The sequence below is a fragment of the Nocardioides pakistanensis genome, assembly GCF_054781215.1.
In genome coordinates, this window is sequence record NZ_BAAGUV010000022.1 from 180500 (window position 1) to 206057 (window position 25558).

The following is a 25558-nucleotide window of genomic DNA, read 5'->3' on the forward strand; positions in this document are numbered from 1 at the left end:
GGCCGGTCGCGCGACACGGCCAGGCGGGCGGCGGGCTACAGCCGCAGGGACACCATCATGGCCTCCAGCGCCAGCAGCGGCGGCACCTGGAACTCCATCATCTTCTCCCGCGCGGCGAACACCGCATCGATCCGCCGGAGGTTCTGCTCCGGCGTGGACTGCCGAGCCAGACCGGTGATCTCGCCGCGCATCTCCTCGTTGACCAGGTCGCCGGGGGCTCCGGTCTGCACCGCGATCACGTCGCGGTACACCGAGACCAGGTCCATCAGGCAGCGGTCGACCACGTCGAGGGTGCGGCGCTTCCCGCGCTGCTTCTGGCTCTCGGTGAGCTGGGACAGCGCCGCCTTGTAGGACCGTGACGTCTTGGCCTTGCGGTCGCTGCCGAACACCGCCTCGAGCTCGGCGCGCTCGCGGGTGTTGATCTCGTCGCCGACCGCCTCCGTCTCGATCTTGGCGATGTCGACGAGGTTGGCGGCGGCGTTCATGCAGGCACCCAGCGAGGTGAGCCCGGCCGGGATGGAGACCACCTCGCGGCGGCGGTTGCGGGTGGCGTCGTCGACGGCGAGCGCGCGGGCTCGGCCGATGTGGCCCTGGCTGGCGCGGGCGGCGTAGGCGGCGAGCGGCGGGTCGATGCCGTGCTTGCTGACCAGGAACCCGGCGACCTCCGCGGCCGACGGCGTGCTGAGCACGACGTTGCGGCAGCGGGACCGGATGGTGGGCAGCACGTCCTCGACCGTCGGGGCGCACAGCAGCCAAAGCGTCCGCGGCGAGGGCTCCTCGATGGCCTTGAGCAGCGCGTTGCCGGAGCTCTCGTTGAGCCGGTCGGCGTCCTCGACGATCATGATCTGCCACCGACCCTGGGCGGGGGCGAGCGCAGAGCGCATCACCAGCTCGCGGATCCCCTCGACCTTGATCACGGCCGTCTCGGTGCGGGTCACGCTCACGTCGGAGTGGGAGCCGGCGAGCACGGTGTGGCAGGTGTGGCACTCCCCGCAGCCGCCGCGCTCGCACTGCAGGGCGGCGGCGAACGCGATCGCGGCGTTGGAGCGGCCGGACCCGGGCGGGCCGGTGAACAGCCAGGCGTGGGTCATCCCGTGCCCGCCGACCGCGCGCTGGAGCGTGGCGATCGCGTGCTGCTGGCCGACCAGCGAGGACCACACCCCGCCGCCGGCTGCCGCGACCTGGGCCGTCATGCCTCGGACCCCTCGGCCCGCTCGAGCGGCTGCCGCCGCCGGGCCTGCTCCAGCAGCGGCAGGACCCGCCCGCGCACGGCGGCCGCGATCTCCTCGACCGGCAGCCGGGCGTCGATCACGAGGTAGTGCTCGCTGTGCGCCGACGCCAGCCGCAGGAATGCCGCGCGCACCCGCTCGTGGAACTCCAGGGACTCCCGCTCGATCCGGTCGCGCTCCTCGAACCGGGTCAGTCCGGCCTGGGGCGGCAGGTCGAGCAGCACGGTCAGGTGCGGGCGCAGGTCGCCGGTGGCCCAGCGCGCGACCTTCTCCAGCTCCCGGGGGTCGAGGGCCCGGCCGGCGCCCTGGTAGGCCAGAGTCGAGTCGACGTAGCGGTCGGTGACCACGACCTCACCGCGGGCCAGGGCAGGGGCGACGACCCGCTCGACGTGCTCGGCCTTGTCGGCGGCGTAGAGCAGCGCCTCGGCGCGGTCGGCGATGTCGCCGGTCTCCGGGTCGAGCACGATCTCGCGCAGCTTGCGGCCGACGCCGGTGTCGCCCGGCTCGTGGGTCAGCACCACGTCGTACCCCTCGAACCGGAGCCAGCGCGCCAGCTCGCGCGCCTGCGTCGACTTGCCGGCACCCTCGCCGCCCTCGAGCGCGATGAACACACCGACCGCGGAGAACACACCGGGCGAGCCGGTGAACGCGTTGCGCAGGTCGTTGACCAACGGGACTCCCTTGCGATCATCCATCTGACGGTAGGACGTGACACCGACAGCGGTCATCACCACGGCGGCGAGCAGGAACGTGATCGCGGCACCGTTGTAGACGTACTCCTTGCCCAGGATCTCCGGGCTGTGCGTGCCGATCAGACCGGCGACCGCGGGCGCGGTGGCCAGCACCAGCGCGAGCGAGAGCCGGATCATCGACCCCACGAACGCGAACGTCCGCCCACGGACGCTGTCGGGCACCTCGAGGCCGAGCAGGGTGTTGCCGGTGATCCACGCGACCCCGGAGAAGAAGCCGAGCACCAACGTGATCGCGGTGACGATCTCGAGCTGCTGGACGAGCGCGAGCGGGAACAGCAGCAGGCCCGCGCCGGTCAGCGCCAGGCCGAACATCCGCCGCCGGGACAACCCCTGCAGCAGCCGGGGGCCCCGCCACATGCCCAGGCCTAGGCCCAGGAAGACCGTCCCGAACAGCACGCCGTAGCCGGGCTCGCCGCCGCCGAGGTCGGAGACGAACGTGCGGGCCAGGCCGATCACCACGCCGCCGGCGGCGAAGGCGCCGACGATGCCCACGACCAGGCCGCGTACGACGGGCGTGCCGCCGACGTACTTCCACCCGTCAAGGACGACCCGGATCGCGTTGCCCTCCTCGCGTCCCGTCGCGGGGCCGCGCGGGATCTCCTTCAACCTCGTGATCACGATGCCGGACACGATGAACGAGATTCCGTTGAAGTAGATCGCCAGGTCGATCGGCCCGTTGGGGAAGTCGACGAACAGGTTGCGGTAGAGCTTGTCCACCAGGGTCAGCCCGGTGAACAGCGCAGCGGCCGGCAGCGCCGAGCCGTAGGTGGTGGCCAGGCTGATCTGGTTGGCGGCCTCCAGCCGGTGCCGCGGGACCAGGTTCGGGACCGTGGCGTCCTTCGCCGGGCCCCAGACCAGGCTGACGATCTCGACCAGCACCGTGACCACGAAGACCCACCACAGGGTGCCCACCACCGGGATCGTGATGAACAGCGCACCGCGGATGTAGTCGCCCCAGATCAGCGTGATCCGTCGGTCGATCCGGTCGGCGATGTAGCCCGCGACCGGGCCCATGATCAGCGCCGGCAGCACGCGCAGGAAGAGCACGCCGGCGATCGCGAAGTTCTGCACCGCGTAGGAGCCGCCGGAGGACTGCGCGGCGAACTCGTTGGCCATCGCGGTCAGCGCGAGCAGGCCGATCCAGTCGCCCAGGCTGGACAGGCCGAGCCCGACCCACAGCAACCGGAAGTCGCGGATCCGGAGCACCGCGGCCAGGGAGTGGGTCGGGGCGTGCCGCAGCTCCTCGACCGAGGAGGCCGAGGGGTGCATGGCCTCGTCGTGGTCGCTCACAGGGCTACCCTACGAGCCCGGTCACGAGGATTTCTTGGCGGCAGCCTTCTTCGTCGTCGACTTCTTCGCGGTCTTCTTGGTCGCCTTCTTGGCCGTCTTCTTCGCGCCACGCTTCTTCGGCGCCGGCCCCTTCGCCCGCTTCTCCGCGAGCAGCTCGGCGGCGCGCTCCAGGGAGATCGTCGCCTCGTCGTCGCCCTGACGCAGGGTGGCGTTGTACTCCCCGTCGGTGACGTAGGGACCGAACCGGCCGCTCTTGACCGTGATCTTGTTGCCCGTCGCGGGGTCCTCGCCGATCTCGCGGCCCGGGCTGGCCGCCGCGCGACCCCGCGTCTTGGGCTGCTTGTAGATCTCCAGCGCCTCGTCGAGGGTGATCGTGAGCAGCTTCTCCTCGGAGTCGATCGAGCGGGAGTCGGTGCCCTTCTTCAGGTACGGCCCGTAGCGGCCGTTCTGCGCGGTGATCTCGTCACCGGACTCCGGGTCGGTGCCCACCACGCGCGGCAGGGTGAGCAGCCGGAGCGCGTCGTCGAGCGTGATCGACTCCAGCGTCATCGTCTTGAACAGCGACGAGGTCCGCGGCTTCGCGCTCTTGGGGGCGTCCTCGGGGAGCACCTCGGTGACGTAGGGCCCGTAGCGGCCGTTCTTCGCCACGATCACGTGTCCGGTCTCCGGGTCCTTGCCGAGCTCGGTCTCCGCCCCGGCGGGGTTCTCCAGCAGCTCCTTGGCCTTCTCGAGGGTCAGCTCGTCGGGCGGCAGGTCGTCGGGCACGTTGGCCCGCTTGCCGTCGGGCGTCTCGATGTAGGGGCCGTAGCGCCCCACCCGCAGGTCGATGCCCTCGCCGATCGGGAACGTGGCCAGCTCGCGGGCGTCGATCTCGCCGAGGCCGTTGACCAGCTGCTGCAGGCCCTCCACGTTGCCGTTGCCGAAGTAGAACTCGGCGAGCTCGGTGTTGCGGTCCCGGCGCCCGGCGGCGACCTCGTCGAGGATGTCCTCCATCTGCGCGGTGAACTCGTAGGACACCAGCCGCGAGAAGTGCTCCTCGAGCAGCCGGATCACCGAGAACGCCAGCCACGCCGGCACCAGTGCGGTGCCCTTCTTGTAGACGTAGCCGCGGTTGAGGATCGTGCCGATGATCGAGGCGTACGTCGACGGCCGCCCGATCTCGCGCTCCTCCAGCTCGCGGATCAGCGTGGCCTCGGTGTAGCGCGCCGGCGGCTTGGTCTCGTGACCGGCCGCCTTGAGCGCCGCCGCGGTGACCACGTCGCCCTCGGCCACCGCGGGCAGCCGGGTCTCCCGGTCGTCGGACTCCGCACTCGGGTCGTCGGAGCCCTCGACGTAGGCCTTCATGAACCCGTGGAAGGTGATCACCCGGCCGGACGCGGCGAAGACGACGTCCTCGCCGGACGCGGCGGCGCCACCCAGGCGCACCGAGACCGACCGGCCCTCGGCGTCCTTCATCTGGGAGGCCACGGTGCGCATCCAGATCAGCTCGTAGAGCCGGAACTCGTCGCCGCTCAGCCCGGTCTGCGCAGGGGTGCGGAAGTGCTCGCCGGCGGGCCGGATCGCCTCGTGCGCCTCCTGGGCGTTCTTGACCTTCGAGGCGAACACGCGCGGCTTGTCGGGGAGGTACTCCGAGCCGTACAGCTCGCGGACCTGCTCGCGGGCCGCGGCGATCGCGGTCTCCGACAGCGTGATCGAGTCGGTTCGCATGTAGGTGATGAAGCCGTTCTCGTACAACCGCTGCGCGATCGACATGGTGCGCGAGGCGCCGTACCCGAGCTTGCGGGAGGCCTCCTGCTGCAGCGTGGTGGTCCGGAACGGGGCGTACGGCGAGCGGCGGTAGGGCTTGGACTCCACCGACCGGACCGAGAACTCGGTGTCGTGCAGCCCGGCGACCAGCGCCTCGGCGCGCGCCCGGTCTAGGTGCACGATGCCGTTGGCGGACTTCAGCTCGCCCTGCGCGGTGAAGTCGCTGCCGCGGGCGACGCGGGCGCCGTCGACGGAGTGCAGCTTGGCGGGGAACATCCGCTCGTCGTGCTTGGCGCCGGCGTCGAAGGTGCCCTCGAGGTCCCAGTACGACGCGGCACGGAATGCCATCCGCTCGCGCTCCCGGGCCACGACGAGCCGGGTCGCCACCGACTGCACCCGGCCGGCGGACAGGCCGGACATGACCTTCTTCCACAGCACCGGGGAGACCTCGTAGCCGTAGAGCCGGTCGAGGATCCGGCGGGCCTCCTGCGCCTCGACGAGGTCCTCGTCGATGTCGCGGGGGTTCTCCACCGCGGCGTTGATCGCCTGCGGGGTGATCTCGTGGAAGACCATCCGCTTCACGGGGATCTTCGGCTTCAGCTCGTCGAGCAGGTGCCAGGCGATCGCCTCGCCCTCGCGGTCCTCATCGGTGGCGAGGTAGAGCTCGGAGGCGTCCTTGACCAGCTTCTTCAGCTTGGTCATGTGGCTCTTCTTGTCCGGGGACACCACGTAGTAGGGCTTGAAGTCGTTCTCGATGTCGACGCCGAGCCGCGCCCACGGCTGGCCCTTGATCGAGGCGGGGATGTCGGAGGCGCTCTGCGGCAGGTCGCGGATGTGGCCGATCGAGGACTCCACGACGTAGCCCTTGCCGAGATAGCCGGCGATCGTCTTCGCCTTGGCAGGCGACTCGACGATCACGAGCTTGTGACCGTTCTCCGCGTTCTTCGTTGCCACGTCGATACTGCTCCTCCATCAAAGGGTCCGTACTGCCTCCGCTGGGCAGCGACCCGCACGCCACGGTAACGGTAGCCCCCACCCGGAAGCGCATCCCCGGGGGCCGACCGGACCGGACACCTCAGCCGTCGGCGGTGAGGAAGCCCTCCACCAGCAGCTCGCGCACCACCGGGAGGTAGTCGCGGGCGAGAGCGGCGGGATCCCGGTCCAGCAGCGTCGCGAGCGCGGCCAGCACCTGCCCGACCGCCAGCTCCCCGTCGCAGGCGCCGACCAGTCCGGCCTCGACCGTGTCGGCGGTGCGCGCCCGGCGCAGCCCGCGCTGCTGCCGGAGCACGATCTGCTCGGGGTCCGCCTCGCCGGGCGCCCCGAACGTCTCCTGGCGCACGTCGGACCGGGTGACCAGCCGAGCCGCCAGCAGCTCGTCGTCGGCGAGGGTCTGCTCCCGGTCGACGCGGCGCGCCCAGTCCGCGATCTCCGCGCCGAGCGGCTGCTCCACGTCGTAGGGCCACTCCTCGAAGCGCAGCACCGGAGCGAGCCGGTCGGTGCGCCGCAGGTTGATCCAGCCGAAGCCGACCCCCTCGACACCCTGCTCCTCGAACCATGACAGCCACGCGTCGTAGCGCTCGGCGTACTCCGGGCTGCCGTGCAGACCGGCGTCCTTGAGCCACAGCTCGACGTACTGCGCCGGGTCGGCCACCTCGCGCTGGACCACCCACGCGTCGCAGCCCGAACCCTCGACCCAGCCGCGCAGCCGCTCGTCCCACGGCCGGTCGCGCTCGATCACCCAGTTGGCCAGCACCTGCGCCCAGCCACCCGGACGCAGGTGCCGCGGCGCCTCGGTGACCACGCGACGGACCACCTCGTCGCCGGGCAGACCGGAGTCGCGGTAGACCAGCAGCTCGCCGGTGGCCGGCGAGATCACGAACGGCGGGTTGGTGACGATCAGGTCGAAACCGGGATCCTCACCGCCCTCGAACGGCTCGAACAGGCTGCCCTCGCGGACGTCGATGCCGCCGGCCCCGTTGAGCTCGGCGTTGAGCCGCGCCAGCCACAGCGCCCGCCGGTTGACGTCGGTCGCCACGATCTCGTTGGCGTGCGCGGCGAGGTGCAGTGCCTGCACGCCGCAGCCGGTGCCGAGGTCGAGGGCGCGCTGCACCGGCTCGCGGACGGTCAGCTGCGCCAGCGACGTGGACGCCGAGCTGATCCCCAGCACGTGGTCGGGGCCGACGCGCAGGTTCTGCCCGTCGAGCCCGGGGGTCAGGTCGCTGAGCACCCACCAGTCGTGCGTGTCGTCGGCATACGGGCGTACGTCGACCAGCGCCCTGACGAGGTCACCGAACCGGCGGACGATCCCCAGCTCCTCGAGCTCGCCGAGCAGGCCGGGCAGCGCCCGCTCTGCCGCACCGGCGTCGACCGGAGCCTGCAGCAGCCACAGCCGGGTCAGCGTCGCCAGCGGCGAGCCGTCGCGGGTCGCCCGCAGGCCGGGCGTGGTCTCGTTGCGGGAGAGGGCGGCGTGCGCGGTCGCACCGAGAAGGCCGGCCACACCGTCGTAGGTGTAGCCGGCCCGCTCCAGTGCGGCGCGAAGCCGCTGCATCGTGTCCGCGGTCAGTCCTTCTTGCTGGACTTCTCGAACGTGGCGTGCCAGGCCTCCGGGGAGACCAGGTCCGGCAGCGCCGCGCGGTACTCCTCGGCCAGGCGCGGCCACTCCTTCGCGAGCCGGGCGTGGATCGCGATCGAGCGCTTGAGCAGGTCCTTGGCCAGCTGCGGGTCGCGCTTGTACCAGGACACCGACGTGCCGTCGGCCGAGGAGACCAGCGCGGAGTCGAGCTGCATCAGCTTCCACCACTTCAGGTCCAGGTGCGGGACCGTGGTCTGCGGGTGCTCGCGGGAGAGCTCACTCGGCGGCAGCACCTGCTTGACCGCACCGCGCAGCACGGTCTTGACCTTGCCGACGGTGCCGACCGGCGCGGAGATGTCCCGGCCGCGGCGCGGCGGCTTCTTCCGGCGCGGGGCGGGGTAGGCGTCGACGTCGGGCTGGGAGCGGGAGTCGTCGTACCCCTGACGGAGCTGACGCAGCTCGGGCAGCCGCTCGAGCACGTCGCGGTGCATCCGCTGCGGCCCCTCGAGGATGTCCTCGATCGCCATCAGGCCCATCTCGGCGGGGCTGTACTGCATCGACAGCAGGTGCCGCACCTGGGTCTGCATGCTCTCGGCGACGACGTTGCCGCCGTGATCGTAGGGCGAGTGCAGCAGCGCCGCGATCAGCCGGTTGCGGCGGTGGAAGTAGGCCTGCCAGTCGATCGTGTCGTCCTTCTCGTGCCACGGCACGTGCCAGACCGCGACACCGGGCAGGGTCACGGTCGGGTAGCCCGCCTCGCCGGCCCGCAGCCCGAACTCCGCGTCGTCCCACTTGATGAACATCGGCAGCGAGAGGCCGATCTCCTTGATCACCCGGGTCGGGATCAGGCACATCCACCAGCCGTTGTAGTCGACGTCGGTGCGCCGGTGTAGCCACTCGGTGGAGCGCAGCGACCGGGCGGCGAAGTTGTGCCCGTGCTTGGTGCCGGGAGCCGCGCCCCAGAACCAGCGCCACCGGTCGACGGTCTCGCCGTAGGCGTGCATCACCGAACGGTCGTAGAGGCTGAACATCTGGCCGCCGACGATGGTGGGCCGCTTGGCGAGGTCGCCGAACGCGACCGCGCGCAGGATGCCCTCCGGCTCGGCCACCACGTCGTCGTCGAGCACCAGCACGTAGTCGGCGTCGCCCTTGGCGACGGTCTCGTCCATCGCCCGGGAGAAGCCGCCGGAGCCACCGAGGTTGCCCTGCTCGATCACCCGCAGCTTCGGGCCGAGCTTCGCGGCCGCCGCCTCGTAGCGCGGCTCGTCCTTGACCTTCTGGGTGCCCTGGTCGACGACGTAGATCTCGTCGATGATGTCGAGCACCTCGGGCTCGTTGCCGAGCGCGACCAGCTGGTCGACGCAGAAGTCGGGTCGGTTGAACGTGGTGATGCCGATCGACACGATGCCCGGCGCAGTGCGGTCGGTCTCGAAGCCCCAGACGCCGGAGACCAGCAGCGCCTCCTGCTCGCCGGCCTCGACGTCGAACCAGTACCAGCCGCCGTCGATGAACGGCTTCAGCGGCAGGTCGAAGCTGTGGGTCTCCGGCGAGGCGGAGTCGAAGCTGACCGACTCGGCGCGCTGGATGTGGCCCTTGGCCGTGGAGCGGTAGACGCTGAGCGTGCCCTCGCCCTGCACGGTGACCTGCAGCCGGACGGAGGCGAAGTCGGTCCACCGGCGCCAGTAGCCGGCCGGGAACGCGTTGAAGTAGGTGCCGAAGGTGAGTCGGCGCTCGGGCAGGACGAGCGCGCCCTCCTCGGTGATCTTGCCGAACCCGCTCAGGCTCGCCGCACCCTCGGCGAAGCCGGCCTTCTCGGCGTTGGAGTAGTTGACCGCGTCACCCTTGTCCTCCGAGGTGTCCCCCGCGGGCCCGGAGGCCGAGGAGGTGGCGCCGAAGCCGGTCACCGCCCCGACGTAGAGCGGGCGGATGTCGATCTCCTGCTCCGCGCGGAGGATCGTGCGGTGCACCACCCGGAACGGCGTGCTGCTCGCGCTCTCCGCGGTCCCCCCGGTTGCGGGCATGGCGACGGTGTCAGTCAAGGCGGGTCCTCGTCGATGGGGAAGGTTCGGTCACGGACCCGGTCACGTTACCAGCGTCCGGGCATGCATCCTTCCCCGCTGTGAGGGCCGCAACACCCGCCCCGCCCGTCGTACGACGAGGGCCCGCCGGCGTGCTGCCGACGGGCCCTCGAGGCGTTGCTACCGGGGACTCAGACCGGGACGGGCCCGGAACCGGCGGGCTCCGGGGCCTCCTCGATCGCGACCGAGCGCCGCTTGGAGATGTAGACCGCGCCGGCGATGATCAGCGCCGCGACCACCGCGATCGTGATCCGCAGCGCGTCGTTCTGGTCCTCGCCCACCGACATCGACACGACGGCGGGAGCGACCAGCAGCGCGACCAGGTTCATCACCTTCAGCAGCGGGTTGATCGCCGGGCCGGCGGTGTCCTTGAACGGGTCACCGACCGTGTCGCCGATCACCGTCGCCTCGTGCGCCGGCGAGCCCTTGCCGCCGTGGTACCCGTCCTCGACGAGCTTCTTGGCGTTGTCCCAGGCGCCACCGGAGTTGGCCAGGAACACCGCCATCAGCGTGCCCATGCCGATCGCGCCGGCCAGGTAGGCGCCCAGCGGCGCCGCACCGAGACCGAACCCGACCGCCACCGGGGCGAGGATCGCCAGCAGGCCGGGGGTGGCCAGCTCGCGCAGCGAGTCGCGGGTGCAGATGTCGACGACCTTGCCGTACTCCGGACGGCCGGTGCCCTCCATGATCCCGGGGATCTCGCGGAACTGGCGGCGGACCTCGAAGACCACCGCGCCGGCCGCTCGGCCGACCGCGTTGATCGCCAGGCCCGAGAACAGGAACACCACCGCGGCGCCGATCAGCAGGCCGACCAGGTTCGCCGGGTTGGCCACGTTGAGGACACCGAGCAGGCCGAGCGCGGTCTCCGCGGTCTCCGGACGCGTGTCCAGGGCCCCGGAGTCCTCGGCGGCGTTGCCAACCGCGTCGGTGAACGACCCGAACAGCGCGGTGGCGGCGAGTACGGCGGTCGCGATCGCGATGCCCTTGGTGATCGCCTTGGTGGTGTTGCCGACCGCGTCGAGCTCGGTGAGGATCGCCGCGCCCTCCTCGTCGACGTCACCGGACATCTCCGCGATGCCCTGGGCGTTGTCGGAGACCGGACCGAAGGTGTCCATCGCGACGATCACGCCGACCGTGGTGAGCAGGCCGGTGCCGGCCAGCGCCACCGCGAACAGCGACACGACCGTGACACCGCCGCCGATCAGGAACGCGCCGTAGACGGCGGCACCGATCACCAGCGCGGTGTAGACGGCCGACTCGAAGCCGACCGAGAGACCGGAGAGGATCACCGTGGCCGGACCGGTCAGCGCGGTCTGGCCGACGTCCTTGACCGGACGGTGCTCGGTGCCGGTGAAGTAGCCGGTGAGCGAGAGGATCAGCGCGGCGAGCACGATGCCGATCAGCACCGCGCCGGCGGCGATGAAGCGCGGGTCGCCGTCGGGGACCGGGTTCTCGCCGAACAGCACCAGGTCGAGCAGGACGCCGGAGCCCTCGACCTGGGTGAGCTTCTCGAAGGAGTCGGGCAGGTAGAGGAACGCCGCCGCGACGCTGGCGACCGCCGAGACGACCGCGGAGATGTAGAACGACCGGTTGATCGTGCGCAGCCCGTTCTCACCGGCGCGGGGCCGGGTGAGGTAGACGCCGAGGATCGCGGTCAGGGCGCCGATGGCCGGGACGATCAGCGGGAAGACCAGGCCCTCGGCGCCGAAGGCCGCCGTACCCAGGATCAGCGCGGCGACCAGCATGACCGCGTAGGACTCGAACAGGTCGGCGGCCATGCCGGCGCAGTCACCGACGTTGTCGCCGACGTTGTCGGCGATCGTGGCGGCGTTGCGCGGGTCGTCCTCGGGGATGTTCTGCTCGACCTTGCCGACCAGGTCGGCGCCGACGTCGGCGGCCTTGGTGAAGATGCCGCCGCCGACTCGCATGAACATCGCCAGCAGGGCGGCACCGAAGCCGAAGCCCTCGAGCACGGCCGGGGCGTTGCCCTCGTAGATCAGGACCACGACGGTGGCGCCGAGCAGGCCGAGACCCACCGTCGCCATGCCCACCGTGCCGCCGGTGCGGAAGGCGATCCGCATCGCGTTGTCGCGCCCGTGCTCGCGAGCCGCGGAGGCCACCCGGACGTTGGCGCGCACCGCGAGCCACATGCCGAGGTAGCCGATCGTGGCCGAGAAGCCCGCGCCGACCAGGAAGAACAGCGACCGGCCGATCCGGACCGCTGTGTCGTCTGCCGGCAGCAGGAACAGCACGACGAGCGCGAGCACGGCGAAGATGCCCAGGGTCTTGAACTGCCGTGTCAGGTACGCCGAGGCGCCCTCCTGCACGGCCTGTCCGATCTCCTGCATCTTCTCGGTGCCCTCGTTGGCAGCAAGGACCTGACCGCGGAACATCAGGCCCATCGCCAGGGCGATGACGGCGATGACGCCGACCACGATGATCAAGGTCTGGTTGCTACCGGACAGTGACACATCCGCGCCGGTTGCGGCGAGGGTGAGTCCGGACATGAGTCCTCCTCCGGTGGGCCGGCGACCGGCCCTTTGGGTTGCGCCGATGCCTGCGGCGTCTGTCGCAGGTGGTCAGGTGCACGTGGTGCACCTGACACGAATGTGGCCCGGAGTCTACTGACGCGTTGCGGTTGGCAGGGGACCGGGTGTGTGGCGTGTGCCACATTTTCGAGAACTCCGGTCGTGTTGCCCCGATTGGAGCGTTACAAGCGCCTCAGGACAGCGGCCAGCGCATCGACACCTTGGTGCCGGCGACGCCCTGGTCGACCTCGAAGTCGTCGATCAGCCCGCGCAGCAGTGCCCACGGCTCGACCCCGTCGATGTCGCTGTCGGGGTCGTCGACGACGGGTACGGCGGCCGGGGTGGAGACGTCCACACGCAGTGCGTCGTCGATGGTGATCGTCACCGCGACCGGCTCGTCGCTCGACGTACCGCCCGCGTGCTCGCCCTTCGGCCGCTCGGCGAGCAGCAGCGCGCACGCCTCGCCGGCGGCGAGGCGGACCTCCTCGACGAACTCCTCGTCGCGGCCGGTGCGGCGCGCCACCGAGGCCGCCACCAGGCGGACGGTGCGCACGAGGGCAGGGTCACGGGCGATCGTCACGGTGACTGCGGCAGCCGCACGATCGGTGCCAGACGGCATGGTTCCCCTCAGCTGTCGGCGAGCGCTTCGGCCTGGGAGCCGTGGATGGTGAACACCTTGGCCAGACCCGTGATGCGGAAGATCTTGAGCAGTCGCTCCTGGTTGCAGATCAGCTGCATGGAGCCGTCGTGGGCACGCACCTTCTTCAGCCCACCGACGAGCACGCCGAGCCCCGTCGAGTCGAGGAAGTCGACCTTCTCCATGTCGATGACGAGGTTGTAGTGCCCCTCACCGACGAGCTCGGTGATCTTGTCCCTGAGCCGCGGAGCGGTGTAGACATCGATCTCCCCGCCGACCTCGATGATGGTGTTACCACCCTCGTGACGCGTCTCGAGTGACAGATCCACGTGGTTTCTCCCAACCATGCCGCGTGCGCGAAGCCTCGGGAGAGCGCCGGACGACACCCTCCCCTGTGCAGTGCGTATTCAATCATGCACCCGATGCGGGCGCAGGTCACGTCGGTTCGCGCCCGGCGCTGCTCGCGGTCTGCCGGTCACCAGCGGTTTGCGAGGATGCCAGGCGTGGCTCCCCGAACGCACGTGTCCGTCGCGGCGGCCCTCGACCGGCTGGCCGGCGCGGGACGCGACGACCGGCTGACCCATCTGGAGGTGCTGCCGCCGCGAGCGGGCCGGACCGCTCCATGGCCGGCGTGGGTCGACCCCCGGCTCGTCGAGGCGTGGCGGGCGCGCGGTATCGAGCAGCCCTGGGAGCACCAGACCGCAGCGGCAGAGGCGGCGTACGGCGGTCACAGCGTCGTGATCTCGACCGGCACCGCCTCGGGCAAGTCGCTGGCCTACCTGATGCCGGCACTGAGCTCGGTGCTCGGCAAGCGCCGACGCCAGGGCCAGCGCGGCTCGACGGTGTTGTACCTCTCGCCGACGAAGGCCCTCGCCCAGGACCAGCTGGCATCGCTGCTGGCTCTCGGCGTGCCGGACCTGCGGGCCACCACCCACGACGGCGACTCCTCGCGGGAGCAGCGTGACTGGGCGCGCGACCACGGGGAGTACCTGCTCACCAACCCCGACATGCTGCACCGCTCGATGCTGCCCGGTCACACCCGCTGGGCGAGGTTCTTCTCGATGCTCGACTACGTCGTGATCGACGAGTGCCATCACTACCGCGGCGTGTTCGGCGCCCACGTCGCACAGATCATCCGCCGGCTGCGCCGGGTCTGCGCGCTCTACGGCTCGAGCCCGACGTTCCTGATGGCCTCGGCGACCGTGGCCGAGCCGGAGGTCTCCGCCGAGCGGTTGACCGGGCTGCCCTTCGTCGCCGTCGCCGACGACGCCTCCCCCCGCGGGCAGGTCGCGCTCGCCCTGTGGGAGCCGCCGTTCACGTCCTACGGCGGGGAGAACGGCGCCCCGGTGCGTCGCTCCGCGACCGCGGAGATCTCCGACCTGCTCGCCGACCTGGTCGTCGAGGGAGTGCGGACCCTCGCCTTCATCCGGTCCCGGCGCGGCGCGGAGTCGGTCTCGTTGAACACCAAGCGGCTCCTCGACGAGGTCGAACCCGGTCTGTCGGCCCGGGTGGCGGCGTACCGCGGTGGCTACCTTCCCGAGGACCGGCGCGCCATCGAGCAGGCCCTGCGCCGCGGAGACCTGCTCGGGCTGGCCGCGACGAACGCGCTCGAGCTCGGCATCGACGTGTCCGGTCTCGACGCGGTGCTCCTGGCCGGCTTCCCGGGCACCCGGGCCGCGCTGTGGCAGCAGGTCGGCCGCGCCGGGCGAGGCGGCCAGGACGCACTCGGGGTGTTCGTGGCCCGCGACGACCCGCTGGACACCTACCTGGTCACCCACCCCGAGGCACTCATCGGGGCGCCGGTGGAGGCCAACGTCTTCGACCCCGACAACCCCTACGTGCTCGGACCGCACCTGTGCGCCGCGGCGGAGGAGTCCCCGCTCACCGAGGACGACCTGGCGATGTTCGGTCCCACGGCCCGGGCGGGCGTCGACGCGCTGACCGAGGCCGGGATGCTGCGGCGGCGCCCGCGCGGCTGGTTCTGGACCGACCGGAGCCGGGCCTGCGACCTGGCCGACATCAGGTCCACCGGCGGCGCGCCCGTGCGTCTGGTGGAGGAGGGCACCGGGCGGCTGCTCGGCACCGTCGACCACTCCTCCGCGCACGGGACCGTGCACGAGGGCGCGGTGTACCTCCACCTCGGCGAGACCTACCTGGTGCTCTCCTTGGACCTCGAGGAGAGCGTCGCCGTCGTGACCCCGGCCGACCCGGACTACTCGACGTCGGCGCGCGAGATCACCGACATCACGATCACCCAGGAGAGCGCACACACGACCTGGGGACCGGCCCGGGTGAGCTTCGGCGGCGTGAGGGTCACCCACCAGGTGGTGTCGTACCTCAAGCGCCGGGTGCCCTCGGGAGAGGTCCTGGGCGAGGAGCCGCTGGACCTGCCCGAACGGGTGCTCGAGACCAAGGCGGTCTGGTGGACGCTGCCGCCGGCGGTGCTGGAGGAGGCGGGCCTGGAAGGACAGGACCTGCCCGGCGCGGCGCACGCCGCGGAGCACGCCGCGATCGGCCTGCTGCCGCTGTTCGCCACCTGCGACCGCTGGGACATCGGTGGCGTCTCCACCGCGCTGCACCCGGACACCGGCCAGCTGACGGTCTTCGTCTACGACGGGCACCCCGGCGGGGCGGGCTTCGCCGAGCGAGGGTTCCACGCGGCGGTGGAGTGGTGGACCGCGACCCGGGAGGCGATCGCGTCGTGCGCCTGCGAGGACGGCTGCCCGTCGTGCGTGCAGTCGCCGAAGTGCGGCAACGGCAACAACCCGCTCGACAAGCATGCCGCGGTGACGCTGCTCGACGCCTTGCTGCGACAGACGGGTTAGCCTGAGCCCCTCTCCTCGGAAGGGTCCTCGCATGCTGGTTCTCGGCGTCATCCTCATCCTCATCGCAGCCGGCGTGGTGCTCGCCGCGGTCGCAGGCTCCTCGAACGACACGGCGACGTTCGACCTCGGCGGGTTCTCCGTGGAGATGAGCCCGCTGCTGGTGTTCCTGACCGGTGCCGCCACGGTGCTGCTGCTGGTGTTCGGCCTGAGCCTGATGCGTGCCGGCGTGCGCAGCGCCACCAAGCGGCGCAAGGAGAAGAAGGAGCTCAACCGGCTGGCCCAGAAGCTCGAGGCCAAGGAGCAGCGTGCTGAGGGGTCATCGTCCGCGACCTCGACTCCCGGGACGGAGCCGACCACCCGGTCGACCGAGGGCGACGTCACGGGACCGGACCAGCCGAGCCGTTGACCGCCGGGCCCGCCCGGGCTCGCCCGGCCACCTCGACCTCCCCGGCGACCGGGACCGGCACCTCCACCACGACCGAGACGGTCACCTCGAGCCCCTCGGCCCGGCACCCGGTCAGGCGTGCCCCGTTGGCTGCGGCGATCCGCTCCGCCTGACCGCAGGAGTCGACGGGTGCCGGCGCGACCGCCGCGACACCGTTCAGGGCTTCCGCCGCCGCGAGAGCCGCGAGGTCCGCAGCTGCGGCAGCCCGCCGCTGGCCGACCAGGAGACCGCCCAGGGCCCCTGCGGCGACAGCGACCGTGACCAGGACGACCGCCAGCACCAGGGCAAGCACCGCGGCCGATCCCTGCTCGGACGATCTGGCGCCGGTCACTGCGGCTCTTCGGCGGTCGACGGGCGTGCCCTCGGAGTACGTCCCGTCGCCTCGACGGGTCATCGCGCCTCCTTGGCGGCCACCGCTTCGGCATCGACCTCGACCGCGGGCAGGAACCCGAGGAGCCCCGCAGCCGGCGTCACCTCGGCCACGACCTGCACCCGCACGACACCCTGCTCCTCGGTGATGCTGAACTCCGCACCGGTGGGGGCGACGCGCCGGCCGAGGTCGACCGCCCCGGCGGACGGCTCCTCGCGGGCGAGCGCTCGCGCGGTCTCCCGAGCAGCGTCCACGACGCGTAGCTGAGCGACGCCGAGTCCGAGCAGCCAGACAAGTCCCAGAGTGAGCGCGACCAGCACCGGCAGGACCACCGCGGTCTCGGCGGTGACCGACCCTGAGTCGCCACGGGTCGGGGAGGCGCGCCGGCGGCGCGCCTCCTCCACCCCCATGTGGATCGCCCTCACGGCTCAGGCGAACCCGATCATGCGAAGGAAGAAGTCGAACAGCGACTTCAGCAGCTTCTGCCCCCACTCGCTGGTGAGCAGCTTGATCAGGATGCCGCCGAAGCCGCAGCCGGCGGCGGTGACGACGGCGTACTCGGCGGTGGTGACACCCCGCTGGTTGCGGAGCCGGGCGACGGGTGAGCTGGTCATGGATACCTCCGTGGTTGGTCGGTCCGGGACCGACGCGATTGCTGATGGCTCCGAGACTTCTCGTTTCCCAGCCGGGGTTGTACTGCCGATTCCGGAACCGGGGACAGACGCCGAGCCTCCGGTGGTTGTGGACGAAACCGGGCCCGGCTCAGGGCCGGAGCAGCGCCACCGCCGTGCTGGCCACCAGCGGCACGACGCCGACCACGACGAACGCCGGCAGCAGGCACAGGCCCAAGGGGGCGGCCGCCCTCACCCCGACCGCACGCGCGCGGCTCTCCGCCTCGGACCTGTCCTGGGCATGCAGGTCCTCCGCGAGCCGGTGCAGCGTGCCGCTGACCGAGGCACCGGTTTCGATGGCCCGGCTCATCGACCGGCCCAGCGGTCCCATGCCCGGTCTTCGGGCGACCTCGCGCCAGACGCCGGCGGGGTCACGGCCGAGTGCGAGGCTGTGCTCCACGGCATGGAGCTCCTCGGCCACAGGCCCCTCGACCGCCTCCGCCACCGCCGTGAGAGCGGACCCCGGTGAAGCGCCGGCCGCCAGCGTGACCGCCAGCAGGTCCACCACCTGAGGCAGGCTCCGGGAGACCTGCTCCCGCCGTCGCCGCTCGCGGGCGGGTTCGCGGTCTCGCATCGCGCGGTGGACGAGCACCGCCACGACCGGCGCGCTCAGCCACCCGACCGCTCCGCCGACCAGAACCACCGGTGCCGCTCCCGCCATGACGGCCACCAGGGGCTGCATGATCTCCCGGTCGCTCCGGCGTCCGACGACTCTGGTGTCGCGGCCGCCGGCCCTGGGTCGCCGGGCCGCGCCCGGCCCGGGCGCGAGTGCGAGCCAGCCGGCGAGGCCGACCAGCAACGCGGCCACGACGCCCAGAGCGGAGGGCGCGACGGCGTTCATCGACCCACCACCGAGGCGGCGATCCGCTCGATCCAGGCCAGCCCCGCGAGCATGAGCGCAGTCCCCGCCCCGAGACAGACCAGGCCGACCGGCGTCGACACGAGGAATCCCCAAGGATCGCCGCCGAGCCCGGAGCCCATGGCCAGCACCACCACGGGCAGGACGGCCACGAGTCGGGCGGTCGCCTGAGCCGAGGCGAGCTCCCCCGCCACCAGTCGCTCGGTCGCCCTGCGCCGGCGGGCGGTGTCGGCGACCCGCGCCAGGGCGATCGCCATCGTGCCGCCGGAGCTCTGCGACACCTGCCAGGCCGCGGCGACGTCGCGCAGACCCGATGCCCCTGGGGCCCTCGCCAGACGGCGGAACGCCGCCGGCACGTCGGAGCCGAGGTCGCCGGCGCGGGCGACCGGCTCGATGTCGGGCCACACCTCGACACAGTGCCGCAGCGCGCTCAGCGGCGGCTGGCCCGCCCGCAGCTCGGCGGCGAGCGCCTCGCACACCTCGACCACCCGGTCGGCACGCGCGCTCGCGGCGCGGCGCCCACGGCTGCGCGCGACGAGGGCGGCACCGCCCGCCACCCCACCGACCACGATCAGCCCGAGTCCGAGGACCACGCCGTCGACGGTGACCAGCAGGCCGCCGACCAGCGCCGCCACCAGGGCCGCGACTCCTGCGGTCGGACGGCGTCGGACCACAGCCACCCACGAGCCACCCCGGTCCGCTGCCGGTGGGCCGACGCGCGGTGGCGGGGGCAGCACCAGGAGCACGGCCACCGTCGCGGCCAACGCGGCGAGCAGCGCCGTCATCGCTGCAGAAGCTCCGCGAGCCGGTCCGCGCCCTCGTGGGTGCGGATGCTGCCGTCGGCCCCGAAGGTGACCGCCGGGGTGGCGACCACATGCCCGTCGCTGCCCCGCGTGAGCACCGCGACCTCCTCCACCCGGCGACGGCCCCCGGTCCGGGTCACGTGGACCACGACGTCGAGGGCCGAGGCGAGCTGGCTGTGGGCCGCGGCTCGGGGCATCCCGGCAGCCATCGCCAGGGCCTCCACCCGGGCGGGCACGTCCGCGCACGAGTTGGCGTGCAGCGTGCCGCAGCCGCCCTCGTGGCCGGTGTTCATCGCGGCGAGCAGGTCGCTGATCTCCGCGCCGCGCACCTCGCCGACGACCAGCCGGTCCGGCCGCATCCGCAGCGCCTGCCGGACCAGCACCTGCAGCGGCACCGCGCCCGCGCCCTCGACGTTGGCCGGTCGTGCCTCCAGGCCGACGACATGGGGGTGGTGCGGCCGCAGCTCGGAGGCGTCCTCGACGATCACCAGCCGGTGGCTCGGGTCGACCAGGCTGAGCAGGGCGGCGAGCAGCGTGGTCTTGCCGGACCCGGTGCCACCGGTGACCAGGAACGCCAACCGCTGCTGCACGATCCGGCGCAGGAGGTCGGCCCCTTCGACGCACACCGTGCCACTGGCGACGAGCTCGTCGAGGTCGAAGACCCGGTCACGCGGGACGCGCAGGGACAACAGCGTGCCCGGCCGGGACAGGGGCGCGAGCACGGCGTGGAAGCGCGTGCCGTCCGGCAGGCGGAGATCGACGTACGGCGTCGCGTCGTCCAGGCGCCTGCCCGCGCTCGCGGCCAGTCGCTGCGCCAGCCTCCGGACGGCAGCGTCGTCGGGGAAGCTGACCCCGGCCGGCTCTAGGCCGTCGCCGACGTCGACGTAGACCTGGTCGGGGCCGTTGACAAGCACGTCGGTCACCCCGGGCCGGCGGAGCAAGGGCTCGAGGGGTCCCGCTCCGAGCACGTCGCGACGGAGCAGGTCGAGAACCTCGAGCACCTCGGTGTCCCCGACCGGGCGGCCCTCCTGGCCCAGGGCGCGCGCGACCTGGACGGGGTCGAGGGGCTGACCGCTGCCGGCGACCCGGTCGCGGACCCGCTCGAGGAGGTCGGCACGGATCACGCGACCGCCCTCCGCGAGGCCGGGGCGACGGAGAGCAGGGCGAGCACGGTGCGAGCCGCTCGCGCCAACGGTCCGCGTCGGGAGCGCAACGGTCCCTGGCCCAGCTCGACGGCCTCGCGCAGGCCGCGCTGGTCGCCCATCACCGCGGCCAACGGCAGGCCCAACGTCACGGCGACCTCGGCGGGGTCCAGTCCCGAGACGCTTCCCCGCGCGAGCAGGTGTGCGTGAGCCACGGCCGGCGCCGTCGCGGCCATCACGCGGGCTGTCGCTGTGACCGCCGCCAAGGTGAGGCCGGTCACGATCACCAGGTGGTCGCAGCGAACGAGCAGCTGGGAGGCCGGCTCGTCGAGATACCTCGGCAGGTCCACGACCACCAGGTCGCTGCCCCTGCGGGCGGCGCCGAGCGCTTCTGCGGCAACCGTGGGGTCGAGCTCGGGGCGCCCGCCGGCACCCCACCCGAGCACGGCCACGCCGCCCCGGCCGGGAAGCGCGGCCCGCAGCGCCCGCGAGCCGAGCCGCCCGGTGGACTCCATCAGCGAGGACCACGCCGCGCCGCCCTCGTCGACCCCGACGAGTGCTTCCAGCCCGGAGCCGAGCGGGTCGGCGTCGACCAGCGTCACCGCGGGTACGACGTCCGCGGCGGCGAGAGCCAGCGCGCTGGCGAACGTCGACGCCCCGACGCCGCCGCAGCCACCGACCACGCCGACCACCGGGGCACGTCCCAGGGACCCGTCGGCGCAGTCGGCGAACGCCTCCACCATCCACTGCTGCGCCGTGGGCAGCTCGACCACGCTCTCCGCGCCGACCACGAGGGCTGCCCGGAAGCCGGCGTCCGGGACCGGCTGACGCGCGACCACGTGCACCCCGTCGCGCCGCGGCATCACCGCGTCGGCGAGGTCGGTCAGCAGATCCGCACCGACCAGCACCAGCGGCGCGAGGGTCCACAGCGAGCGCGCTTCCGCCGGCTCGTCGAGCACGGCGAGCTCCACGCCGGCCGCGGCGGCGAGGCGGTGCAGCTCCTCGGCCAGGGTCGGGTCGCCGGTGAGCGCGATCGGTCGGGGGATGGTCGGTGACTGAGCCTCGTACATGCTCCGAGCGTGCTCGGCCCTGCCCCCACGCGGGTCACCGTCGCCCGCGCCCTGTGGACGGGCGTGAGCGACGTACCACCTGTGGACGAAAGCTGGTCCGCAGCGGGTCGGACTTCTCGCGACACCCGCCGAGCAGGGGTGCGGCCCTCGATCGGGGGGGATGATCGAGGGCCGCGGGGCCCGTGCTCGGGGGGGATGAGCCGGGCCGGGGCCAGCGGCGGGGGGATGCCGCTGGGGAACGCGTGCTGCTCAACGCCAGTATCGTTGCGACCGTACGGGATGCAACACCGTTGCGCCGTGCAGCACCTCGCATTCTACAGCGTTTCTTTACCTTGCGTCGTGCCGCGACCCGCCGAGACACCGATCCGCTGACCCAGGAGACAGCCCGATGGGCCAGACCCCCACGCCTCCCCCGGCGCACCGCAGGCGCCCCGGGCGGCCCGCCGCGTTCTTCGACCTCGACAAGACGATCATCGCCAAGTCGAGCACGCTGGCGTTCAGCCGTTCCTTCTACGCCGGAGGCCTGATCTCGCGCGGTTCGGTGCTGCGCAGCGCCTACGCGCAGTTCGTGTACCTGGTGGGCGGCGCCGACCACGACCAGATGGAGAAGATGCGGGAGTTCCTCTCCGAGCTGTCGGCCGGCTGGGACGTGCAGACCGTGCGCGACATCGTCGCCGACACGCTGCACCACATCGTCGACCCGCTGGTGTACGACGAGGCGGTCTCGTTGATCGAGGAGCACCAGCTCGCCGGCCGCGACGTCATCATCGTCTCCGCCTCGGGTGCGGAGGTCGTCGAGCCGATCGGGGAGATGCTCGGCGTCGACGGCGTGATCGCGACCCGGATGCACATCGAGGACGGCAAGTACACCGGCGAGATCTCCTTCTACGCCTACGGCGAGAACAAGGCCTCCGCGATCGAGGAGCTCGCCCGCGAGAAGGGCTACGACCTCGAGCGCAGCTACGCCTACAGCGACTCGGTGACCGACGTGCACATGCTCGAGATCGTCGGGCACCCCTACGCGGTCAACCCCGACAAGGAGCTGCGCCGGATCGCGGCCAGCAGCGGCTGGCCGGTGCTGAACTTCAACCGCCCGGTAGCGCTGACCCGGCGGATGCGGCTGCCCTCGAGCCGGCCGACGCTGGCGGCGATCGCGCTGGGCGCCGCGATCAGTGCCGGTGCCGCGGTCTACCTCGCCGCTCGCCGCCGGGTCTCCTGACCGGGGTCTGCGTCCGGCGCGAGGACTTCCCCAGCGTTGTGGACGCATCCCCCGCGTCCTGCCGCGTGTCCAGCGTCCATAACCCCGCGTTACAAGGGGATTGGGGGGCGGGAGCGCACGGGCAGTCACAGCCTGCGACACGCCCGGGCACTAGACAAGGGGCCCAGGTCTCTTGTCCGGTTTCGCCTTCTGGCGTAGAAAGGGACCCAGGAAAACAACTCAAGACCCGCACGTGAGCCAGGTACCCACGCGGCGACCTACCCTTCCTATGGGAGTTGTCTCACGGGTTCACCCGGAGCAACATTTAGCCGGTGCACGCTTGGTAGCCCGCGTCTCACGTGTCAGCGGCGGCACTCACACCGGATGGTCTGAGTGCCGCTCGCATGTGCAGGGTCCTCCCCGCGGTCAGCGCCGCGCGACCGGGCTGGCCTCGGCGCCGGCCGAGTAGCCCTCCGCCGCGTAGAGCAGCCACGAGTGCACGCCGGCCGGGCCGCCGTCGCGGTAGCCACGCAGGTTCGACTCGTACTCCCGGCGCAGCCGCAGGTGCCCGGCCTCGGGTACGACGAGCGACTTCACGTCCACCCCGCGCGCCACCAGCACCAGCCGCTCCGCAGCGCGGGCGACGATCCCGTTGTGCGACACGAACGGCGCGACGGTCGCCAGCTCGGCGTGCACCACGGCGGCGACGACGAGCGCCGGCGCCTCCGTCGGGTTGACCAGCAGCCGCCCCAGGTCGGTCAGCCGGGCCGCAGCCGCCGCCTCCCGTGGCCGACCCAGGTCGGCGTCTGCGACGAGGCCCTTGCCGGCCAGGGTGTGCAGCCGCGCGAACGCCTGCAGCGGGGCGGTGCCCAGCGTCGGCACCAGCGCCAGCAGCTCGGTGCTCACCCGCAACGCCGCCTGCGCGGTCTCGTCGCCCTCACCGGCGCGCATCTGCTCCAGGTCGCTGGTCGAGCCCTCCAGCACCGCGCTGGCGTGGGCGCCGAGCAGCAGCGACTCGGTGGTCAGCTCCGGCGGGCTCGTGCGCAGGCCCCGGTCGCGGAGGAGGACGTCGATGCCGTCGCGGGCCGCGGCCATCGCCGAGGCGACCCCCTCCAGGGAGGCGAGCCGGGCCAGCGGGTCGGACGCGGGATTCGTCGGGGGCACGACCGGCAAGGCTAGCCGACCCCCGGACACCAGGCCGGATAGCCTCACCACGATGAACGAGGACCAGGACGCCCACCCCGCCGCGGATGCGGCGCGTGCGTTCGACCGCGTCGCAGACGCCTACGACCGGGCCCGGCCGGCCTACCCCGCCGAGGCGGTGGACTGGCTGCTGGCCGGTGCGCGCCGCACCGGCTCGGCGCCCGAGGTGCTCGAGCTCGCGGCCGGCACCGGCAAGCTCACCGAGCAGCTGCTCGCTCGCGGCTGCACGGTGACCGCGACCGACCCGTCCACCGCGATGCTCGCCCGGCTGGCGCACCGCGCTCCCGGCGCCCGGGCGCTGGCCGGTACGGCAGAGCAGGTGCCCGTGCGAGCCGGCAGCGCCGACGTCGTGGTCGCGGCACAGGCCTTCCACTGGTTCGACGCCGAGCAGGCGCTGGCGGAGGCCGCGCGCGTGCTGCGGCCCGGCGGCCGGCTCGTGCTGCTGTGGAACACCCGCGACGAGCGGATCCCGTGGGTCAAGCGGCTCGGCCGGATCATCGGCACCGTCGAGCAGCCCGACGACCCCACCGAGGCGATCGCGGCCACCGGGCTGTTCGAGGACGCCGAGCAGGAGACCTTCCGGTTCTGGCAGCCGATGACCGCCGAGTCGCTGCGAGACCTGGTCTGCTCGCGGTCCAACGTCGCCCTGATGCCTGCCGACCAGCGCGAACGCGTGCTCGCCGAGGTCGACGAGCTCTACGCGGAGTACGGCCGCGGCCACGACGGGATGCTACTGCCGTACGTCACCACGGCGTGCCGAGCGACGCTGCTGCCCAGCACCGGCCGGCAGCCGGGTCCCGGCGGGCTCGACCACCGGGTCTCGACGAGCTCGACCCCCGAGGGGCGCGACCAGAGCGCAGGGACGGACGGCGCCGGTAACCTCACCGACGGGGAGGTCGTCGTGCCGGAGGGGCTCGACGGCTCGCTGCTGATCGACTTCAAGTAGGACGGCGAGATGGGTTCTCGGTGGGGCTGGCTCCGGCCGGGACACCTCGGCAGCGAGGCCGACCGGGCCACCTTCCGCACCATGCACACCGCCTCCCTGGCGGGCCCTCCGCTGCGCTCGGGGCTGACCGAGGCCTCGGCCACGAAGGCGATCCGGCACCTGCGCGACCTGCTCGGCGCCCCCGCGGTGGCGCTGACCGACACCGAGCGGCTGCTCGCGTGGGAGGGCCGGTTCGCCCACCACGCCAAGCAGGCCGCCGGGCTCGCCGCGCCGGTGGTGGCCGACGGGGCCACCGCAGTCGGCGACAAGGGCGAGATCCCCTGCGAGGACCCGACGTGCGCAATGCGGCACGTGATCGTCAGCCCGCTGATCGTCGAGGAGCGGGTGGTCGGCACGCTGCAGGTCTACGGCCCGAACGCCTCGGCCGGCCTGCTCCGGGCCACCAACGAGGTGGCCCGCTGGGTCTCCGGCCAGCTCGAGCTCGCCGAGCTCGACGCTTCGCGGACCCGGCTGATGGAGGCCGAGGTCCGCGCCCTGCGCGCGCAGATCAGCCCGCACTTCATCTACAACTCGCTCACCGCGATCGCGTCGTTCGTGCGCACCGACCCCGAGCGAGCCCGCGACCTGCTGCTCGACTTCGCCGACTTCACCCGCTACTCGTTCCGGCGGCACGGCGAGTTCACCACGCTGGCCGAGGAGCTCCGCTCGATCGAGCGGTACCTGATCCTCGAGAAGGCCCGGTTCGGCGACCGGCTCCAGGTCACCCTCCGGGTGGCCCCGGAGGTGCTGCCGGTCGTGGTCCCCTTCCTGTGCCTGCAGCCGCTGGTGGAGAACGCGGTGCGGCACGGCCTGGAGAACAAGGACGGGCCCGGGCGGATCACGATCATCGGCGAGGACCACGACACCGAGTGCGTGATCACGATCGAGGACGACGGCGTCGGCGAGGACCCCGACCGGGTACGACGGGCGCTGGCCGGCGACGCGTCGATGGACTCCGTCGGGCTCGGCAACGTCGACGAGCGGCTGCGCTCCACCTTCGGCGACGACTACGGGCTCGTCGTGGAGACCGCCCGCGGAGCGGGCACGAAGGTTATCGTCAGGGTCCCGAAGTTCGCGCCTGGAGTCCGCCCATGAGAAGCCCTATGTCCAGCCCGCCTGTCTCAGGCGGCGGTGGGTTGGTTGGCCAGGACGCGT

The 25558-nt window shown here is 72.3% G+C and carries 21 protein-coding genes; 5 read left to right on the top strand and 16 right to left on the bottom strand.

Annotation, left to right across the window (positions count from 1 at the left end; translation table 11 throughout):
• Positions 1-35: 35 nt before the first annotated feature.
• The 8 genes from ACYVIH_RS09475 to ACYVIH_RS09510 form a co-directional block, all read right to left on the bottom strand.
• On the bottom strand, positions 36-1193 hold the full coding sequence (locus ACYVIH_RS09475) for a DNA polymerase III subunit delta' (RefSeq protein ID WP_460868572.1): 1158 nt from the start codon (positions 1191-1193) through the stop codon (positions 36-38).
• Positions 1190-3271 carry a dTMP kinase gene (gene tmk, locus ACYVIH_RS09480; RefSeq protein ID WP_460868574.1) on the bottom strand — a complete coding sequence of 694 codons (2082 nt, stop codon included), beginning with the start codon at positions 3269-3271 and terminating at the stop codon, positions 1190-1192. The genes ACYVIH_RS09475 and tmk overlap by 4 nt, the downstream gene beginning before the upstream one ends.
• A 21-nt stretch (positions 3272-3292) precedes the next feature.
• Positions 3293-5971: a type I DNA topoisomerase gene (gene topA / locus ACYVIH_RS09485; RefSeq protein WP_460868576.1), complete on the bottom strand. Its 2679-nt coding sequence runs from the start codon at positions 5969-5971 to the stop codon at positions 3293-3295.
• Positions 5972-6092: 121 nt separating this feature from the next.
• Positions 6093-7565, bottom strand: coding sequence for a DUF7059 domain-containing protein (locus ACYVIH_RS09490; RefSeq protein WP_460868578.1), 1473 nt, complete (start codon positions 7563-7565; stop codon positions 6093-6095).
• An 11-nt stretch (positions 7566-7576) separates the two neighbouring features.
• The gene (locus tag ACYVIH_RS09495; protein ID WP_460868580.1) at positions 7577-9628 is read right to left on the bottom strand and encodes a glycosyltransferase; all 2052 of its coding nucleotides are present in this window, start codon (positions 9626-9628) and stop codon (positions 7577-7579) included.
• 170 nt (positions 9629-9798) lie between these two features.
• Positions 9799-12174: a sodium-translocating pyrophosphatase gene (locus tag ACYVIH_RS09500; RefSeq protein ID WP_460868582.1), complete on the bottom strand. Its 2376-nt coding sequence runs from the start codon at positions 12172-12174 to the stop codon at positions 9799-9801.
• Between the two features lie 214 nt (positions 12175-12388).
• A complete protein-coding gene (locus ACYVIH_RS09505; protein ID WP_460868584.1) occupies positions 12389-12814 on the bottom strand; it encodes an ATP-binding protein in 426 nt (141 codons plus the stop codon).
• Between the two features lie 8 nt (positions 12815-12822).
• Entirely contained in the window at positions 12823-13161 is a 339-nt protein-coding gene (locus ACYVIH_RS09510) for an STAS domain-containing protein (RefSeq protein ID WP_460868586.1), read from the bottom strand.
• Positions 13162-13335: 174 nt separating this feature from the next.
• On the opposite strand from ACYVIH_RS09510, the gene ACYVIH_RS09515 reads away from it, so the two are divergent.
• Together ACYVIH_RS09515 and ACYVIH_RS09520 are read left to right on the top strand one after the other, a co-directional pair.
• Complete coding sequence (locus tag ACYVIH_RS09515; RefSeq protein ID WP_460868588.1) at positions 13336-15657, top strand: DEAD/DEAH box helicase; 2322 nt, start codon at positions 13336-13338, stop codon at positions 15655-15657.
• Between the two features lie 31 nt (positions 15658-15688).
• Complete coding sequence (locus ACYVIH_RS09520; RefSeq protein ID WP_460868590.1) at positions 15689-16063, top strand: hypothetical protein; 375 nt, start codon at positions 15689-15691, stop codon at positions 16061-16063.
• Here the strand turns inward: ACYVIH_RS09520 and ACYVIH_RS09525 are convergent.
• The 7 genes from ACYVIH_RS09525 to ssd all read right to left on the bottom strand — a co-directional run bounded on the left by ACYVIH_RS09525 (position 16035) and on the right by ssd (position 21017).
• Positions 16035-16496, bottom strand: coding sequence for an Rv3654c family TadE-like protein (locus ACYVIH_RS09525; protein ID WP_460868592.1), 462 nt, complete (start codon positions 16494-16496; stop codon positions 16035-16037). The two genes, ACYVIH_RS09520 and ACYVIH_RS09525, sit on opposite strands and share 29 nt — an antisense overlap.
• A complete protein-coding gene (locus ACYVIH_RS09530) occupies positions 16493-16897 on the bottom strand; it encodes a TadE family type IV pilus minor pilin (RefSeq protein ID WP_460868594.1) in 405 nt (134 codons plus the stop codon). Before ACYVIH_RS09530 ends, ACYVIH_RS09525 begins: the two co-directional genes overlap by 4 nt.
• 3 nt (positions 16898-16900) lie before the next feature.
• Entirely contained in the window at positions 16901-17086 is a 186-nt protein-coding gene (locus ACYVIH_RS09535) for a DUF4244 domain-containing protein (RefSeq protein WP_460868596.1), read from the bottom strand.
• Between the two features lie 148 nt (positions 17087-17234).
• Positions 17235-17984: a type II secretion system F family protein gene (locus ACYVIH_RS09540; RefSeq protein WP_460868598.1), complete on the bottom strand. Its 750-nt coding sequence runs from the start codon at positions 17982-17984 to the stop codon at positions 17235-17237.
• Entirely contained in the window at positions 17981-18787 is an 807-nt protein-coding gene (locus tag ACYVIH_RS09545) for a type II secretion system F family protein (protein WP_460868600.1), read from the bottom strand. The genes ACYVIH_RS09540 and ACYVIH_RS09545 overlap by 4 nt, the downstream gene beginning before the upstream one ends.
• Positions 18784-19926 (bottom strand): TadA family conjugal transfer-associated ATPase, encoded by a 1143-nt coding sequence (locus tag ACYVIH_RS09550; RefSeq protein ID WP_460868620.1) that lies wholly within the window; start codon positions 19924-19926, stop codon positions 18784-18786. The genes ACYVIH_RS09545 and ACYVIH_RS09550 overlap by 4 nt, the downstream gene beginning before the upstream one ends.
• Positions 19926-21017 (bottom strand): septum site-determining protein Ssd, encoded by a 1092-nt coding sequence (gene ssd / locus ACYVIH_RS09555; protein WP_460868602.1) that lies wholly within the window; start codon positions 21015-21017, stop codon positions 19926-19928. Before ssd ends, ACYVIH_RS09550 begins: the two co-directional genes overlap by 1 nt.
• A gap of 388 nt (positions 21018-21405) precedes the next feature.
• Between ssd and ACYVIH_RS09560 the strand changes: the two genes are divergently transcribed.
• Entirely contained in the window at positions 21406-22236 is an 831-nt protein-coding gene (locus ACYVIH_RS09560) for an HAD family hydrolase (RefSeq protein WP_460868605.1), read from the top strand.
• 405 nt (positions 22237-22641) lie between these two features.
• Here ACYVIH_RS09560 and ACYVIH_RS09565 read toward each other — a convergent pair whose 3' ends face one another.
• Positions 22642-23379 carry a Fic family protein gene (locus ACYVIH_RS09565; protein WP_460868607.1) on the bottom strand — a complete coding sequence of 246 codons (738 nt, stop codon included), beginning with the start codon at positions 23377-23379 and terminating at the stop codon, positions 22642-22644.
• A 52-nt stretch (positions 23380-23431) separates the two neighbouring features.
• Between ACYVIH_RS09565 and ACYVIH_RS09570 the strand changes: the two genes are divergently transcribed.
• Complete coding sequence (locus tag ACYVIH_RS09570; RefSeq protein ID WP_460868609.1) at positions 23432-24364, top strand: class I SAM-dependent methyltransferase; 933 nt, start codon at positions 23432-23434, stop codon at positions 24362-24364.
• A gap of 9 nt (positions 24365-24373) precedes the next feature.
• Positions 24374-25498, top strand: coding sequence for a sensor histidine kinase (locus ACYVIH_RS09575; RefSeq protein WP_460868611.1), 1125 nt, complete (start codon positions 24374-24376; stop codon positions 25496-25498).
• Positions 25499-25558 lie beyond the last annotated feature (60 nt).